General features: G+C 43.4%; 16 protein-coding genes. 5 read left to right on the top strand and 11 right to left on the bottom strand.

Translation table 11 applies throughout. From position 1 onward, the window contains the following. Window positions 1–92 precede the first annotated feature (92 nt). From AM500_RS04355 to AM500_RS04335, 5 genes are all read left to right on the top strand, one after another. Complete coding sequence (locus AM500_RS04355; protein ID WP_053598119.1) at window positions 93–1,757, top strand: AAA family ATPase; 1,665 nt, start codon at window positions 93–95, stop codon at window positions 1,755–1,757. An 89-nt stretch (window positions 1,758–1,846) separates the two neighbouring features. After that, a complete protein-coding gene (locus AM500_RS04350; protein ID WP_053598118.1) occupies window positions 1,847–2,074 on the top strand; it encodes a DUF2997 domain-containing protein in 228 nt (75 codons plus the stop codon). 1 nt (window position 2,075) lies between these two features. Continuing rightward, window positions 2,076–2,807, top strand: coding sequence for a hypothetical protein (locus tag AM500_RS04345; RefSeq protein ID WP_053598117.1), 732 nt, complete (start codon window positions 2,076–2,078; stop codon window positions 2,805–2,807). 180 nt (window positions 2,808–2,987) lie between these two features. Next, window positions 2,988–3,872 carry a ComEA family DNA-binding protein gene (locus AM500_RS04340; protein WP_053598116.1) on the top strand — a complete coding sequence of 295 codons (885 nt, stop codon included), beginning with the start codon at window positions 2,988–2,990 and terminating at the stop codon, window positions 3,870–3,872. Continuing rightward, window positions 3,872–4,471 (top strand): 4Fe-4S single cluster domain-containing protein, encoded by a 600-nt coding sequence (locus AM500_RS04335; RefSeq protein ID WP_053598115.1) that lies wholly within the window; start codon window positions 3,872–3,874, stop codon window positions 4,469–4,471. Before AM500_RS04340 ends, AM500_RS04335 begins: the two co-directional genes overlap by 1 nt. A gap of 167 nt (window positions 4,472–4,638) precedes the next feature. Here the strand turns inward: AM500_RS04335 and AM500_RS04330 are convergent, their stop codons facing one another. From AM500_RS04330 to AM500_RS04280, 11 genes are all read right to left on the bottom strand, one after another. Then, complete coding sequence (locus AM500_RS04330; RefSeq protein WP_053598114.1) at window positions 4,639–5,496, bottom strand: MurR/RpiR family transcriptional regulator; 858 nt, start codon at window positions 5,494–5,496, stop codon at window positions 4,639–4,641. 12 nt (window positions 5,497–5,508) lie between these two features. Beyond that, a complete protein-coding gene (locus tag AM500_RS04325; RefSeq protein ID WP_053598113.1) occupies window positions 5,509–6,396 on the bottom strand; it encodes an ROK family protein in 888 nt (295 codons plus the stop codon). 84 nt (window positions 6,397–6,480) lie between these two features. After that, the gene (locus AM500_RS04320) at window positions 6,481–7,170 is read right to left on the bottom strand and encodes an N-acetylmannosamine-6-phosphate 2-epimerase (protein WP_053598112.1); all 690 of its coding nucleotides are present in this window, start codon (window positions 7,168–7,170) and stop codon (window positions 6,481–6,483) included. A gap of 23 nt (window positions 7,171–7,193) precedes the next feature. Continuing rightward, window positions 7,194–8,042, bottom strand: coding sequence for a carbohydrate ABC transporter permease (locus AM500_RS04315; protein ID WP_053598111.1), 849 nt, complete (start codon window positions 8,040–8,042; stop codon window positions 7,194–7,196). An 11-nt stretch (window positions 8,043–8,053) separates the two neighbouring features. Continuing rightward, a complete protein-coding gene (locus tag AM500_RS04310) occupies window positions 8,054–8,953 on the bottom strand; it encodes a carbohydrate ABC transporter permease (RefSeq protein WP_231688104.1) in 900 nt (299 codons plus the stop codon). Window positions 8,954–9,002: 49 nt separating this feature from the next. Further along, window positions 9,003–10,385 carry an ABC transporter substrate-binding protein gene (locus AM500_RS04305; protein ID WP_053598110.1) on the bottom strand — a complete coding sequence of 461 codons (1,383 nt, stop codon included), beginning with the start codon at window positions 10,383–10,385 and terminating at the stop codon, window positions 9,003–9,005. Continuing rightward, complete coding sequence (locus tag AM500_RS04300; RefSeq protein ID WP_053598109.1) at window positions 10,382–11,038, bottom strand: GDSL-type esterase/lipase family protein; 657 nt, start codon at window positions 11,036–11,038, stop codon at window positions 10,382–10,384. The genes AM500_RS04305 and AM500_RS04300 overlap by 4 nt, the downstream gene beginning before the upstream one ends. 2 nt (window positions 11,039–11,040) lie before the next feature. Continuing rightward, entirely contained in the window at window positions 11,041–11,952 is a 912-nt protein-coding gene (locus AM500_RS04295; protein WP_053598108.1) for a dihydrodipicolinate synthase family protein, read from the bottom strand. A gap of 96 nt (window positions 11,953–12,048) precedes the next feature. Continuing rightward, window positions 12,049–13,752, bottom strand: a complete 1,704-nt coding sequence (locus tag AM500_RS04290) for an FAD-binding protein (RefSeq protein WP_053598107.1) — start codon at window positions 13,750–13,752, stop codon at window positions 12,049–12,051. A gap of 14 nt (window positions 13,753–13,766) precedes the next feature. After that, entirely contained in the window at window positions 13,767–14,219 is a 453-nt protein-coding gene (locus tag AM500_RS04285; protein ID WP_053598106.1) for a NanQ anomerase/TabA/YiaL family protein, read from the bottom strand. Between the two features lie 265 nt (window positions 14,220–14,484). After that, a complete protein-coding gene (locus tag AM500_RS04280; RefSeq protein WP_053598105.1) occupies window positions 14,485–14,853 on the bottom strand; it encodes a DUF488 domain-containing protein in 369 nt (122 codons plus the stop codon). Window positions 14,854–14,921 lie beyond the last annotated feature (68 nt).

Below are 14,921 nucleotides of genomic sequence, written 5' to 3'. Positions count from 1 at the left end.
TCCAAAAAAGAGGGTTTAAGGGGTTTATTGTTGAATTTTATAAGATGATGCCGTTTTGTGGCTGGAGTAGATGAATAAAGGGGTTATGTTGTATGCAAGGTAATTCGAAGTTTAAGGTTTTGATTGCGAATTTATTGAAGGCGCGTTTTCCTTATTTGTATATTTCGACGTGGGAAGAGGAGCGGGCTTTGTCGGTGATTCGTTCGGTGGTAAGTGATGAAAGCTTGATAAAGACGACGCGGACGGTGTTTACGTGGAGTGTGACGAATGGGCTGGCGGAGTATGGCAAGAAGGGATCTGGGGAAACGAAGGACCCACTTAAGGCGCTTGATTACATAGGGAAGTATGAGCATCCGGCGATTTTCATTTTGAAGGATTTTCATGTGTATTTTGGGGCGAACAATCGGCCGGCGAATATGGAGGTGATTCGGAAGATCCGTGATTTGCTGCCGTTTTTGAAACAGAGTCCGAGTCCGAAGAATGTGATTTTTGTGAGTCCGAGCCTGGTGCTGCCGAATGATTTGCAGAAGGATTTTACTATTGTCGATTTTGACCTGCCTTCTTTTTCCGAAATCAAGTATGTGCTTGATGAGATGATTTATGCGAATCAGCGTGGCGGGCGAATTACGATCGACCTTGGGAATGAGGAGAAGGAGCGGCTTGCGAAGGCGGCGCTCGGGCTGACGCTGCATGAGGCGGAGAATGCTTTTGCACGGGCGATGGTTGAGGATGGCCGGCTTGATGTGGATGATGTTGAGGTGATCCTTGAGGAGAAACGGCAGATTATTAAAAAGTCGGAAATTCTCGAATTCGTGAAGAGCGATTTGCGGATTGAGGATGTCGGCGGGCTTGAGAATCTGAAGCGCTGGCTAAAGAAACGAAATAAGTCATGGCTCGATTCTGCTCAAAAATATGGGCTTCCGGCGCCAAAAGGTGTGCTGATTACCGGTGTTCCGGGCTGTGGAAAGAGCTTGATTGCGAAATCGGTTAGCGCGATGTGGCATCTGCCGCTGTTGCGTCTCGATATGGGCAAGATTTTCAGCGGGATTATCGGAAGTTCCGAGGAAAATATGCGGAAGGCAATCCAGACCGTTGAGGCTATCTCCCCTTCTATTCTTTGGATTGATGAGATTGAGAAAGGGTTTAGCGGGTTGTCTGGCAGCGGCGATTCCGGGACGTCGAGCCGAATTTTCGGGACGTTTCTGACATGGATGCAGGAAAAAACAAAGCCGGTATTCGTTGTTGCGACGGCGAATAATATTCACTCGCTGCCGGCGGAGCTTTTGCGGAAAGGCCGCTTTGATGAGATTTTCTTTGTTGATCTGCCTACCAGGAAGGAACGGATGGATATTTTTAAGCTTCATATGGATAAGCGTCTGAAGGATCCTGAGGTTGTTGGCGATTTTGTTGTGTCGGATGCTGTGATTGAGAGCCTTGCGGATATGACCGAGGGCTATGTCGGGGCTGAGATTGAACAGATTGTAATTGCTGCGCTGTTTGAGGCGTTTTTCGAGGACCGCAGTATCGCTTTTGGCGATTTTGAGAAGGCCATTTCGAACACAGTGCCTCTATCGGTCACCCAGGCTGAGCAGATTACATCGATTCGCGAGTGGGCGAATGTCCGGGCTGTGGCTGCTACGCCGAAAGAAGATCGGGCTGAGTATATTAGTACTGCCAAGGAGCCGGTTGTGGCTCCACCACCGAAGACGGATGATGATGTACGATCGGCACGCGGCGGCCGGGCTGTGGATTTCTAAGCTAGCAGGGTTGCGAAATATGGGATGGCTGTTATCATTTAACAATATAGGCAGTGTGAGAAAATTTTTAAAAGGGGCGGTGTTGATCTTTGCCAAAACAGCTTAAGGTTCAGATTTTCAGCGATGGCCAAATTCAGGCCGAGGTCCTTGGGATAAAGGGTAAGAAATGCATGGATTATATTAAGATACTTGAGGAATTGCTTGAGGCCGAGGTGGTGGATTCCGAGTATACTTCCGAGTACTACGAGAAAGAACAGGTTGAACTGGAAGGAACTGAATGGACTATCAACCGCCAGATCGCAAAGGAGGAACGTTAGGATGTCAGTGTCTTTGGCGTTAATTCCTCTTGCGCTTGCGCTGCGGGCTGTGATGAGCAAGGATAAACTCGACGATTGGGTCGATTCGATGCAGGTGAAGGTGGAGACGACGTTCGAGAATGAGCTCGATTTGGTGCGGACACTTCAACTGGCCGGCTATGATGCAGAGAAATATGGCGGCAACATTAAGACGCATATTAATGAAAAGAATTTCTTTTACTGGGAGCATATTGATGGAAAATGGCATGCGCTCTTCACCAAGCAGGATGATGTTGCGCTTTTGGAGCAGTTCATGCGGGATGTGGAGCTCTCTGCCGGACGCAGGCTGTTTGTTCTAGGAACCGAAGCGATTCAGGAACAGCTGCAGCAGGATTCTGTTAAGGTTTTTCCAACGAATTTCCGGGATGGCGGGCTGCTGGTCCGGACGTTGAAGGAATTCGGGGTGAATGCATACGAGAAAGCGGATGGCGAGATTTCCTGCGTTGTGCAGGGGACGCCTTTGACGTTCCGCCAAAACGGTGATGCCCCTTTTACGGTCGAGATAAAATCGAACCCGAATATGCATGAAATGTATGCGTATCTTTCTGATATCGATGAGGAGTACAAGCGCTGCCTGCAAACGGTTGTGTACGAGAAACTGAAGCAGCGGGCTGCCGAGAAGAATTTGTCGATCGAGTCGGAAGAAGTGCTTGAGGACAACTCAATTGTGATTACGCTAAATATTCAGAGGTGACAGGATTGTTGCTTGCTATGAGACTAGTTTCGTCTAGACGCTTCGATGCCCCTCGAGAGCAGTTTTGTCTTATAAATCCTTATTTAGACGTGTCGTTGATTTACGCAACCGATATTCTCTCTTGTTTCCGCAGCTATAGCGCGGGAAAGAATTATAGATTTATAGGGAGGAATTTTTAAGATGGGAATAGAAAATAAGAGCGCTGCCTGGAAAATTGTCCATTCCTGGTGGGTATTGCTGCCGTTTACACTCATGTTCAACTGGGCCGCGTTTTTTTATGTTGGCTACCGGGTTAAGTACAAGAAATGGTCATTATATGGAATTTTATATGCTATTCCTTTTATCTTATTGTTTACATTGGGGGAAGCTTACGATAGAAATGCGTGGCAAAATGATGTATTGGATTTTGCGTTGGTTGTCGGCTGGATAGCATCGGTGATTCACGCCTTTAAAATACGGAAGGAATTCTTGTGGCGCCTTGAAGCTATCCAAGCAAGAGAGCCTGAAGAGGAAATGCGGCTGCGCGGACAGATCCAATCGGAATATGGTATCCGGCTCAACCGGCAATCACAGGAAGGTTTTAAACGTCCGGCTGGCGAGGATTCGGTTGTAAGACCAAGCACAGTTGATGGAAATGGTTCAGCTTCAGAAACGTTTACTCGTAATCTTTCAAAGGATGATAGACAGGGGCGGGGAGATACACGCGCTGCGGAACCCCGAGGTGAGGAGTCCTCTGGATACAGACCTCGTACCGTGGAACACGTTGGTGCTGCCGAGACTTCAGCAGGTAAGGCAGCTAGTACGGCCAATCCTTCTTTCCCCTATTTGGTTGACATCAATCGGGCTGATGAAAAGGAGCTTGCCCAGCTTCCTGGCATTGGGATTATTTTAGCAAAAAAAGCTGTTGCCGAGCGTTCCAAGACCGGTGGATTCCGGTCATACGATGAATTTAGCGAACTGCTGGGACTGAAGCCGCATATTGCTGAACGGGTGCGCCCGCTCGTGACCGTATCCGATGTTGGGGAATTTACTCCTAATCGGGGTGGACGGATGGTTGACTTTTAATGAAGCTGCGTATACACCAATTCATTCCGTTTACTCGTGTTGAAGGGCCAGGCAATCGGGCTTGCCTCCAGGTGCAGGGCTGTCCGATCCATTGCCCCGGATGTGCAGTTCCGTTCACCTGGTCGACGAAGGGCGGATTTGATGTTGAAGTTGACGAGCTTTTTCAACAGATTATTGATGGTCCGGATATAGAAGGAATCACCTTCCTCGGCGGTGAACCGTTCGAGCAGGCCGGTGCGTTGGCGGAGCTTGGCGGAAGGTTGAAGGCTGAAGGGCTTTCGGTAATGACGTTTAGCGGGTATGTGCTTGAGAACATACAGGCGGCTGACCGGGATGATTGGAATGCGCTGCTAGGGGTGACGGATTTACTGATTGATGGCCCTTTTGTGCGGGAAAGACGGGATTTAAGCCGCCCCTGGGTTGGGTCAGCCAATCAGCGCTATCATTTCCTGACAGAGCGGTATGCCCATTTGAAGGATGTTTTGACGAATACTCCGAATCGGCTTGAGATTAACATCAAGCCGGATGGCCGGGTATTTGCGAATGGAATGGCAACTGTTGAAGACATGGAGGCGCTGTTCAAGGATTTAATTCGATGAGGAGAGGCTATCTCAAAAGAGTCATCATTCACTGACCTCTTGAGATAGCCTTTACTATATGTTCAGGGAATTCTCTTCTGCCAAGAACCGTCCTCATAACCTAAAGAAGCCTGCTTCGGCAATCTAACAACGAAGATTGCAGGAACAGGCCGCTTTTATCCTTCAAACTATAGCATTTTTTCTATAACAGAATTAGCCGTCAATTCCTTACTTCGTGCAGATTCATTGAAGGTTCTTTTAAAATACTCAACATATAAAAGGTCGAGCAGGTATAACTGTGAAATTTTTGCGCTTAAGCTGCCGCCTTGAAGCGGACCTTCATTGGCCCCGCAAAGCAGGGTAATATCCGCATAATTAGTCAATGGCGATTTGGCGAAGCGTGTGATGGATATAATCTTTGCTCCCCGTTCTTTTACAACCTTTGCGACATCAATGGTATCCTTTGTTGAACCTGAATAAGAAATTAACACGGCTACATCCTTCGGCGTCATTAATGCGGCCGACATGATCTGCAGATGTGTGTCAAGCGAACATTCCGTTTTATTCGTAATCCGGATAAACTTATTCTTCGCTTCCATAGCCGTCATCAGCGATGCTCCGACTCCGAAAAAGTGAATTCTATCTGCCGAAACCATATAATCGATTGCTTCCGAGATATCATTCACATTTAGCAGGTTGCGAGTCTCCGTTAAGGCACTCACGGTTGTGTTAAAAATCTTCGAAGACAGATCCGCAACTGTATCGTCCATTGTAATCTCCCCTGATAGCTGGGGAGCACCCTGATCTTGTGATGATACACTGTGAGCCAAGACGATTTTAAATTCTTGATATCCTTTAAGATTCATCGTTTTACAAAATCTAAAGACACTCGACTCACCTACATTGCATGCATCTGCAAGGTCAGTGATCGACATATAAAGAACATCCTTTGTATTTTCGATGATGTAGTCCGCGACTTTTTTTTCCGTATTTGTAAAAGCATTATATCTTGAGCGGATAAGTGAAAAAATGTCTACATTTGCCATGACGCCCCCCTATTAATTCTCACTTCGCAAATGAAGCGATATTGCGCCGAGCATTCCAGCTTTATTTCCTAACGAAGCTTTGATTATTTTTACATCGGAAAAGCTTTCCATAATTAATTCTTGAACCTTAGCATTAACCTTTTCTACCAAGAATTCTTGTTCCATGACTCCGCCGCCAACAATAATCGCTGGAGGATTAAAAACATGAATCAATGATGCCAGCCCAAGTGCGGCTTCCTCAACCCAATTATTAACGACGTTTTCCAGCGCAGGATGACCTAACTTAATTTTACCAAAAATAACCTTCCCATTTGTACATTCTGGATCAATTTCCTTTGCCTTTCTTACGAGGGCCGTTGTCGAGGCATAAGTTTCATAGCATCCTCTTCCGCCGCAGTTACATTGATTGCCGTGAGGGTGGGTAATCATATGGCCAAATTCACCGGCAACGCCCTTGGCTCCTTTATATACCTTTGAATCCAGGATGATTGCGCCGCCTATCCCAGTACCATATGTTAAACAGAGAAAGTCTGAAAACTCCCGGCCGGCGCCAAAGTATTTTTCCCCCAGCGCAGCTGCGTTTACATCGTTTTCCACCTTAACAGGCACTTTGAATTTTCCCTCAAAAATCTCTTTTAATCTCGTTCCGGTATAATTCGGGATATTTTCATTGGCATAAATAATAGATCCTTCTTTACTGTCAACCTGCCCGGCAGTACTTATACCGATCGCATCAAAGTCCTTAAACTCTGTAATAATCCCAATCAGCTTTTCTACTATATAAGGGCCACCCTTTTTACTTTCAGTATCAAATTCCTTAAATAGCTCTATATTTCCTGCTTCATCAGAAAGGCAAACCTTAATGGACGTACCCCCAATATCGACAGCTACTATCTTCACCTTTTTCACCCTCTTCATTACCTGTTAGGAAACAAAATCCCGCGAGATACTCGAGGGATTTTGTCTTGGAAAAAATTTTCTCCATTATTGAATCGCATTGACAAACCTTTTCGTAATTTCCATCGGCCTTGTGATGGCCGTGCCGACTACGGCTGTATGAACTCCAACTTCAAAAACAGTCTTTAATTCCTCAGGTGTCCAAATGCCTCCCTCGGCAATCACCGGGACCGGCAGCTCACTAGCCAATTTACGAAGCATCCCCGTATCAGGCAGTGTTTTTCCTCGCGTGTAGGCAGTATAGCCACTCAACGTTGACCCAACACAATCAAAGCCAAGTTCATAGGCCTTCTTTCCTTCTTCAAAAGTAGAACAATCGGCCATAAACAGTTGGTCTTTATATTTTTCTTTTAAAATAGGAAAAACTTCTTCTATCGTCTTGCCATCAGGCCTGATCCGATTGGTTGCGTCCAAGGCAATGATATCGACACCTTCCTGATAAAGAGAGTCAATTTCCTCGATTGTAGGGGTGATAAACACATCCGAACCATCATAGTCACGTTTAATAATCCCGATGATCGGCAAATCAACTGTTTTTTTGATTTCCCTAATATCTTCAACACTATTGGCACGAATGCCCTTCGCCCCGCCAAGTTTTGCTGCATAAGCCATTCTTCCCATAATATAAGGGCTATGAAGCGGCTCCTCCGGAAGAGCTTGGCAGGAAACAATTAAATTTCCTTTAAGCTGGTCAAAAATTTTAGTCTTATTATTCATTTATAGCAACTCCAAGTTGAATTTTATCCCTTTTCCGCTCCAATTGCCAAACCTTTGGTAAAGTATTTTTGGAAGAAAAGAAAGATTACGATCATCGGTATTGCTGCAACTGTAGCCCCCGCCATCTTATAGGCAAAGTTTGGATTTAGATCCTGCATTAATGAAGCAATACCAACCATTAAGGTTTTCGATTCCGCACTCTGGCCAACAACGAGCTGCCATAGGTAATCGTTCCATACCGTTACAAAGTTCAGAATAAACAATGCACCAATACCAGGTTTTACAATCGGCATAATGATCTTGTAGAAGGTATAAAATTCACCTGCGCCGTCAATCTTGGCGGCTTCCCGCAGTGAGTCCGGAATTGAATCAAAGAATCCCTTCAGCAAAAATACCCCGAAGGCTGTTGCTACGTTCGGCCAAATCATTCCCTGAAGTGAATTGACCATGCCGAAATCCTGAATAATCCTGAACAATGGCACAATCATAACTTCTTTAGGAATCATCAAGCTGGAAATAAAGATAATGTAGATGACGTTCTTCCCTTTAAACTTGAGCTTTGAAAATGCATAGGCCGCCATAGAGCTGACAATAATCACAGCGATTGTTGTCACAAGCGATACGTAAATACTATTAAATGTCCATTTCAAGGCAGGCTGGTTTTGGAACACATCTATATAGTTACTCCAAGTAAATGTTGTCGGGAACCAATCTGGCGGCATTTTAATAACATCGGCACTATTTTTAAATGAGCTGGTAACTAACCAGTAAAGAGGAAACAGATTTAGGATTGCAAAGAAAATAATTATCACGTTTGCAACGACGTCAACCGTTTCTCTTTTTCTCTTGTTGTTATTCTTCTGTTTCAACATGACTTGTCACCTCAATCCTTCTTAAACATTGCTCTTAATTGTGGAACGGATAGCATCAAAGTAATCAAGAACATAATTACGCCAACAGCAGAAGCTATTCCCAGCTGGTTGTACTTAAAGGCGTTATTATATAGGAAGTACATGAGTGTCGTTGATGCATTGTTTGGTCCACCGCCAGTTAAGAGCTGGATGACAACGAAGATTTTTAAGACGGCAATAATATTAATGATCGTGATATAGATCGTAGTAGGTTTTACCAATGGAATCAGAATTTTAAAGATGATGGTCTTACGGCTGGCACCATCAACTTCTGCCGCTTCAAAAAGCTCCTTGGGAACCCCGATCATCGAAGCTATATATAGAATGATCGCTTGGCCAACGTTGGTTGCAAAAGTCACGAATATAATAACGGGCAAAACTGTTTTAGGATTACCCAAAAGATTTATCGATCCCATATCCATCTCTTTCATTATATAAGAGATCAATCCATTTGCCGGATTAAGCAAAAAGCTCCAAACCATACTCATAACAACCATTGAAACCATTACGGGGATGTAATAGCTTCCTCTGATAAACGAAACATATTTTGCATTTTTATCAAACACAGCCGCAGACACAAACAGAGCGAATGCAACTGTTAAAGCAACTATAAAAACAACGAATATGACGGTATTAATCGTCGATTGAACAAAGACAGGGTTTGCAAACAGCTTTTGATAGTTTTCAAAACCGACAAATACTTCATTTGTGTAGTTAATTTTGTATAAGCTTAAGCGAATTCCTTCGATTATCGGATAAACAAGGAATAGTAAAAACAGGATCAGCTGTGGAGCAATAAACAAGTATCCTGTCATATTCTCCTTAAAAACATGCTTGTTAAACTTCATAACGATCCTTAACCTTTCTAACATTAAAGCCCCAAAGGAGGGGCTTTAATGATTGATGTTTTAACGCAGAAGGTTATTCAATAGCTGAGTTATCTCTTGCTTCTTTTATAATTCGGTTACCATTCTTTTCATAATCCTTGACCGCTTGTTCTGGTGACTTTTGGCCTGTAAAGAGGGCTTGCAGTTCAGGATATAACGCTTGTCTTAACTCGCTGTAACCAGGTACGCTGCCAGTAAAGTTGAACAGGTATGGCGCGTTTTTATCATAGGCTTCAAATAATGGATTTTCTGACTTAAATTCGTCTACAACAGACGTTCTGACAGGTACACCATTTTTGGATGCTTTAACGAGTTCAGGATCAGTGGAGAAGAATTTGACAAAATCCTTGCTGACTTTGATTCTAGTTTCATCTCCCGTATTGAATACAGCAGCACCGGACACATAAGTGAACGTTAGCGGGTCGCCGCTTTCAGATGGAATGTTTGCTAGTCTGATATCGAATTTAGGCGCTTTGCCTTCATTCATTTCCGCTTTGGTGTTATTAAATAAAACAGAGTTTGTGAAAGCGATCGCAATTTTTTGGTTTTTAAACATAGCCAGTACGTCATTAGAAGAAACTGATTCCGCACCAGGATTGCTTAGGCCGGCATCATATGTTTTCTTTAACCATTCAGCTGCTTTAGCACCTTTCTCATCACCAAGGATAATATTTCCCTTTTTATCAAAGAATTCATTGCCGAACATCCTTAAATAAGCGAGGTTCCATGTATCACCTTGATTATTCAGAGCATAAAGGCCCATTGGATACGAATCCTTTGGCAGCTTACTCTTCAACGTTTTTAAAATAGTTTCATATTCTTCAAGAGTCCATGTTTTAATTTCATTCTCATCGCCGATATATTGTTCAAGTCCTGCTTCCTTAAACATATCTGCATTGTAAGATAAAGTTCCCGGCATATGGGAGAACGGATAGAAGTAAATATCTTCGCCAAATGTCACGCTGTCCCAATAATTTTGGGCAATATCCTTCTTTGCTTCCTCTTCGACAATATCATTTAAAGGTACCAATGCACCGCGGTGAGCGTAGTCACCCATGGCAAATGTACTTTCAAAGAATATATCCGGAGGAGTGCCGCCGTTTAGTTTAACGTTTAACAATTCATCGCGCTGGTCACTGGCAATGACTTCTACGTTTACTTTAACGTCGTGCTCCTTGTATTGCTCTGAGAATTTTTCAGCAGCATGCTTAAAGAAACTGTCATAATCTGCCCCTTGTTCAGAAGAATCCATGACACCCTTCCATTGCGGCGTCAGCATCAGGGACAATTCTATTGTCTCTCCGTCTTTTGAGCCGCCAGCCGATTTGCCTGACTCTTCACCTGAACATCCAGCCAAGAAAACGGATGCTGCCAGAACACTGGATAAAGCGGTTGCAAGAAAACGTTTTTTAATCATAGCTTTCTCTCCCTTGATAGAATAGTTTTAACTTTATTGAAGACAAGCTCAGCGAGAAGCTTGTGTCCTTCCTCATCCAAATGCATAAAATCAATCTTATTCATTGGAATTTTCCCCTTGGTGTCCAGGAATTCCGTGTTTTGCAGTTGCATTAGTTCTTCTAAATAAGTTGATAGCTCTGCCGATTTGGTGTCACAGCCTGCACCCATCGATTTTCCCACGTCCGTTTTGAAGTACTCTTTACCAATCGGAGGCGGGGCAATCACCAGTACTTGAGGACATTCACCATTTACACCCGCTAGTGTAGTTTTCGCTTTTTGCGAAATTCTGGCTATCCCTTGTGCAATGTTATACGAAGTTAGATGAAACCTTTCTTTCGTATCATTTGTACCTAGCATGATAATCACCAATTCAAGCGGTGCATGGCTCATTAAACACGGATGGATATATCGATAGCCATTCAATCCTTCAAAAAGGGGGTCGTCGATTACCGCAGTCCTTCCCGAAAGTCCTTCTTCGACAACCTGGAACTCTTCACCCAACTTTTCAGCAAACAGGCTTGTCCACCTGACGTCTTCCGGGAACCTCTTCTGTAATTTCGCATCAAAGCCCCAAGTATTCGAATCACCAAAGCATACGATTCTTCTTTTCATTTTTACATCTCGTATTTACGGATCGCATTGTCGATCATGTCCTTGATTTCCGCTACCTTATTCAAATCCTCACCTGTTACAGGCTCAAGCGGGCCTCTCACACTGCCGATATTTACGCCTCTTAATTTCAACAGCTCTTTAATAGCTGAATACATATGGCCATTTAACGAACATAAGGCAATGATGATATCGTTAATATCGCGCTGAATCGATTGAGCTTGTTCAAAATTCCCTGTTGCTACAAACTCTTCTGCTTTTAAAAGCAGCTCCGGCATTGCCGCATATGTGCCGCCGATTCCACTGTCTGCACCAATCAATCTTCCGGATACATACTGTTCATCCGGGCCATTGAACACGATAAAGTCATCTCCGGCAGCAGCCTTGAATCGTTCAATATCCATTACTGGCATCGAGGAATTCTTAACCCCGATTACCTTCTGATTTTCAATTAGCTTCTTGAAGGTTGAAATTGAGAGATTATATCCAGTTGTCTGCGGGATATTGTAAATGATGAATGGCAAGTCTGTTGACTCCATGATTTCCGTCCAATACTTGATTACCGAGCTGTCAGGCAGCTTAAAGTAAATTGGCGGAATAGCAGATAATGCATCATAACCGAGCTCTGCTGCATATTTTGCCAGGCTTACACTTTCTCTCGTTGAAGGTGCGCCAACATGGGCAATCAGTGTCAACTTTCCTTTAAGAGCTTCAGCAACATATTTCAACGTTGCCTTTCTCTCTTCAAGATTTTGATAGATGCATTCCCCGGAGCTTCCACCAACATAAAGACCTTTGACACCCTTTTCCAAAAGGTAGTTACAGAGATCCTTTGTTCTATTTTCCGATACTTCTCCCGAATCATCGTAACAAGCATAGAATGCAGGGATAATACCTTTATACTTTTCTAGATTCATGTCTTTCCCCACCTGTTTGAATATTTTGTTTGTTAACGTTTACAAATAAAACATATCATAAACAAATTGCTTTGTAACTAATTTTCTTCATTTTATTTATTTTTGGAAAAAACTTTCACCTTTCGAAGATAATTCTTTTTCAAAATAAAGGGTTATATTGTCTTTTTCCAGTGAGACGAATAGCCTTTTGCTATAGGATTCCCGCTCCACCGGATAGTCCTCGCGATAATGTGCCCCTCTGCTCTCCTTTCTCTCGAGCATTGCTTTAAGCAGCAGTTTCGAAAGGATCAGGAAGTTTCTAGCCTTAAAGGCACTTTTTCGCTCTTTTACCGAAGTGACAAATAATTCCATATTAAAAGAAGCTTGGATTTCGTTGATTTGTACCAAAGCCGCCTGGAGATTTTTTTCATTGCGGATGACATTGCCATGAAACCACATGATTTCTCTGACTGCATCCATTACTTCGTTCGGTGTCAGCGAAGCTTGTACTTCTGTTGAATACGGCTGGATTAGACTAGTCAGATGGTTCGTCACTTCCGCGCGGTCGATGTCTTCCCTATTTACGCTGTTTACATATACCAGGCAATCATGAGCCGCTCGCTTCCCAAACACCATGCATGCCCCGGTCGAATTTCCTCCAAGCCGATTGGCTCCTTCTATTCCTCCGGCCAATTCACCGATAGCATAAAGTCCGGGTATCCCGGTTCTGCCATGGCTGTCGATTTTGACACCGCCATTGCTGGCATGGGCGAAAGGTGCAATCTTCATTTTATCCCTGACCAGGTTGATGCCCCGGCTTTCCAGCCAATTCAAATAGATGGTATAGAAATCGCCTTCATTTTTGTAAATGTCTTCATCATAGATTAATTCGAAGCCATCCTCGTTTTTCGTTTTTAAAATTTCCTTCATCATCGCAATATCGAAATATTTGGATGGCAAAGAGTTGGTAAATGGACCATGGGTGCTTCGGTTTTTAAAGCACTCTTCCTTCGTCAAACCGTCGGGAAGTACTTCTTCTAAAATACTGTTTCCGTCCGCATCGACAAAATCCCGGCAATAATTGAGGGTATGCTCCCCCCATAAAGTCTTATATTTTGGCGAAGTAAAGCCAGGGATAAACTGAATGAATTCCATATTAACGAGATCCGCCCCTGCCTCAAGCGCCAAAATATGCCCCGAACCATCCACATCATTTGGATTCAAATTATGTTTATAAATATTGCCGAATCCGCCTGTCGCAAGGACAACTGCCTTACAGTTAATGATGATAAATTCATTATCATGGTTCAGCAGAATCGCCCCAATCACCCTTTCGTCCTCCTTCAACAAGGAAACGACTGATGTTCTTTCCATCAGGTGAATGTTTGGATAATGCTCGATAATCTCAGTAACATTTTCTCTAATCTTGTCCCAGTCCTTCAGCATGTAAATCGTCCTGCCGTGGTTGGCAAAGCAGGCTTTTCTGTCATCCGAAAGCTTATAGGGATCAATTCCGATTTCCGGATATTCTTTGACCCTGTCTTGAATCTCTTCGATATATATTTTCGCCATTTCCCGGTCCTGCATATTATGGCTGACAGCGTTTATATCCTCCATGAACACCGTTTTGTCTTCCTCGTTTTTTGTTACCTGTGTTCCTAACGATGCCTTTAACGGAAAAAAACTTGAACCGGAACACAGCTGAGTTTTCGTCGACATTATGATGTTCTGTCCGGCCTTCGCCAATTCCATACTGACTTTCAAACCGGCAATCCCGCTGCCAACAACCAAGACATCTGTTGTTACGATCTCTTTAATCATTTGCACTGCACATCCTAGATCAAAATTTTAAAAACAACTTTCCTTACCTTTTCTGGACCATCCACTTTGATGCCTGTCATATGCCCATCGTTCGGAAATAACAGCATAAAGTCTCCTTGTTCCAGCTTAACCTTGGACTGCACCTTGCCATTGAGCAGGTAAAAATCGTCTTCTTCCTCGTATTCCTGTTTTATTGTCATTCTGTCAAACTGCTCATGGCCGATAAATTCTTTGCCTTCAAGAATATAATGAAAATCCAGATATTTTTTGTGAGATTCCCAGAAGCGAGCCTCCACCGCTTTTGTCTCATACTCTATTAAGTTAAAAAAAATCTCTTGACCCTCTACCTCGTGCATACCTGTTTGCAGGCCTGCGAAAGTATGGGTTTGAATATACTCAACTGCCAGATCTACTCTTTCAATCATGCCTTTATACAACTCATAATTACGAATTTGATCTGCTATCATTTCTTTGTGCTCCTTATTCACTTGTTGTAAAACGCTTTCACAAAAACTATATCACAATAAAGGTAAAGAGCAATTTTTTTCTCTCGTTTTTATATTTTCGGAAAAAATTTTCACCGGTATTTACACTTAAAAGCACCAACGATACTTTATCATTGGTGCTTTAAGTCTGGAGACAAGCTCTAAAGTATGTTGTATCCGTCACGGGGCCGTCCTTTGATTACGAGGTCTTGCCGTCGCTCCAATATACAGGGCTTCTCTGGAAAATTCACTCTCCGGAACGATTCATTAGCTCCTCATGCAAAACAACCGCATGGTTATAGACTGTGTCCTTTGCTCCGTACAAAAGTGTTACCTGCTCATTTGCCGCTGTCTTAAGGATTTGATCGATTAATTTCTGTTTTTGTTCGTCGGTACGAAGCTCGTACACGTACCGTTCGCGAAACTCCTCAAACAGTTCCGGCTTATGGCAAAACCACTTCCTTAAGTCACTGCTCGGTGCAATATCCTTAAACCAATAGCTTAACTTTGCAGATTCCTTGGAAATCCCACGCGGCCAAATGCGATCCACCAAAATTCGGCATCCATCTGTTTCATCATACGGCTCATAAATTCGCTTTAAGGAGATGCTCCCCATTCAATCACCTATTTTGTATTGAAATTATTCCGGTCTTGGGTGCCCCAAAATACACCCTTCTAGATTCA

The organism is Bacillus sp. FJAT-18017, assembly GCF_001278805.1.
Lineage (GTDB): Bacteria > Bacillota > Bacilli > Bacillales > Cytobacillaceae > Bacillus_D.
The sequence above is the reverse complement of the archived record's forward strand: the minus strand, read 5'-3'. Positions and strand labels throughout refer to the sequence as shown.

Bases quoted from the DNA above. Each gene is read 5' to 3' on its own strand.
- AM500_RS04330 (WP_053598114.1), bottom strand. From the start codon at position 5,496: ATGGCAAATGTAGACATTTTTTCACTTATCCGCTCAAGATATAATGCT.
- AM500_RS04320 (WP_053598112.1), bottom strand. From the start codon at position 7,170: ATGAATAATAAGACTAAAATTTTTGACCAGCTTAAAGGAAATTTAATT.
- AM500_RS04280 (WP_053598105.1), bottom strand. From the start codon at position 14,853: ATGGGGAGCATCTCCTTAAAGCGAATTTATGAGCCGTATGATGAAACA.
- AM500_RS04290 (WP_053598107.1), bottom strand. From the start codon at position 13,752: ATGATTAAAGAGATCGTAACAACAGATGTCTTGGTTGTTGGCAGCGGG.
- AM500_RS04310 (WP_231688104.1), bottom strand. From the start codon at position 8,953: ATGTTAGAAAGGTTAAGGATCGTTATGAAGTTTAACAAGCATGTTTTT.
- AM500_RS04300 (WP_053598109.1), bottom strand. From the start codon at position 11,038: ATGAAAAGAAGAATCGTATGCTTTGGTGATTCGAATACTTGGGGCTTT.
- AM500_RS04305 (WP_053598110.1), bottom strand. From the start codon at position 10,385: ATGATTAAAAAACGTTTTCTTGCAACCGCTTTATCCAGTGTTCTGGCA.
- AM500_RS04355 (WP_053598119.1), top strand. From the start codon at position 93: ATGCAAGGTAATTCGAAGTTTAAGGTTTTGATTGCGAATTTATTGAAG.
- AM500_RS04285 (WP_053598106.1), bottom strand. From the start codon at position 14,219: ATGATAGCAGATCAAATTCGTAATTATGAGTTGTATAAAGGCATGATT.
- AM500_RS04345 (WP_053598117.1), top strand. From the start codon at position 2,076: ATGTCAGTGTCTTTGGCGTTAATTCCTCTTGCGCTTGCGCTGCGGGCT.
- AM500_RS04340 (WP_053598116.1), top strand. From the start codon at position 2,988: ATGGGAATAGAAAATAAGAGCGCTGCCTGGAAAATTGTCCATTCCTGG.
- AM500_RS04295 (WP_053598108.1), bottom strand. From the start codon at position 11,952: ATGAATCTAGAAAAGTATAAAGGTATTATCCCTGCATTCTATGCTTGT.
- AM500_RS04315 (WP_053598111.1), bottom strand. From the start codon at position 8,042: ATGTTGAAACAGAAGAATAACAACAAGAGAAAAAGAGAAACGGTTGAC.
- AM500_RS04335 (WP_053598115.1), top strand. From the start codon at position 3,872: ATGAAGCTGCGTATACACCAATTCATTCCGTTTACTCGTGTTGAAGGG.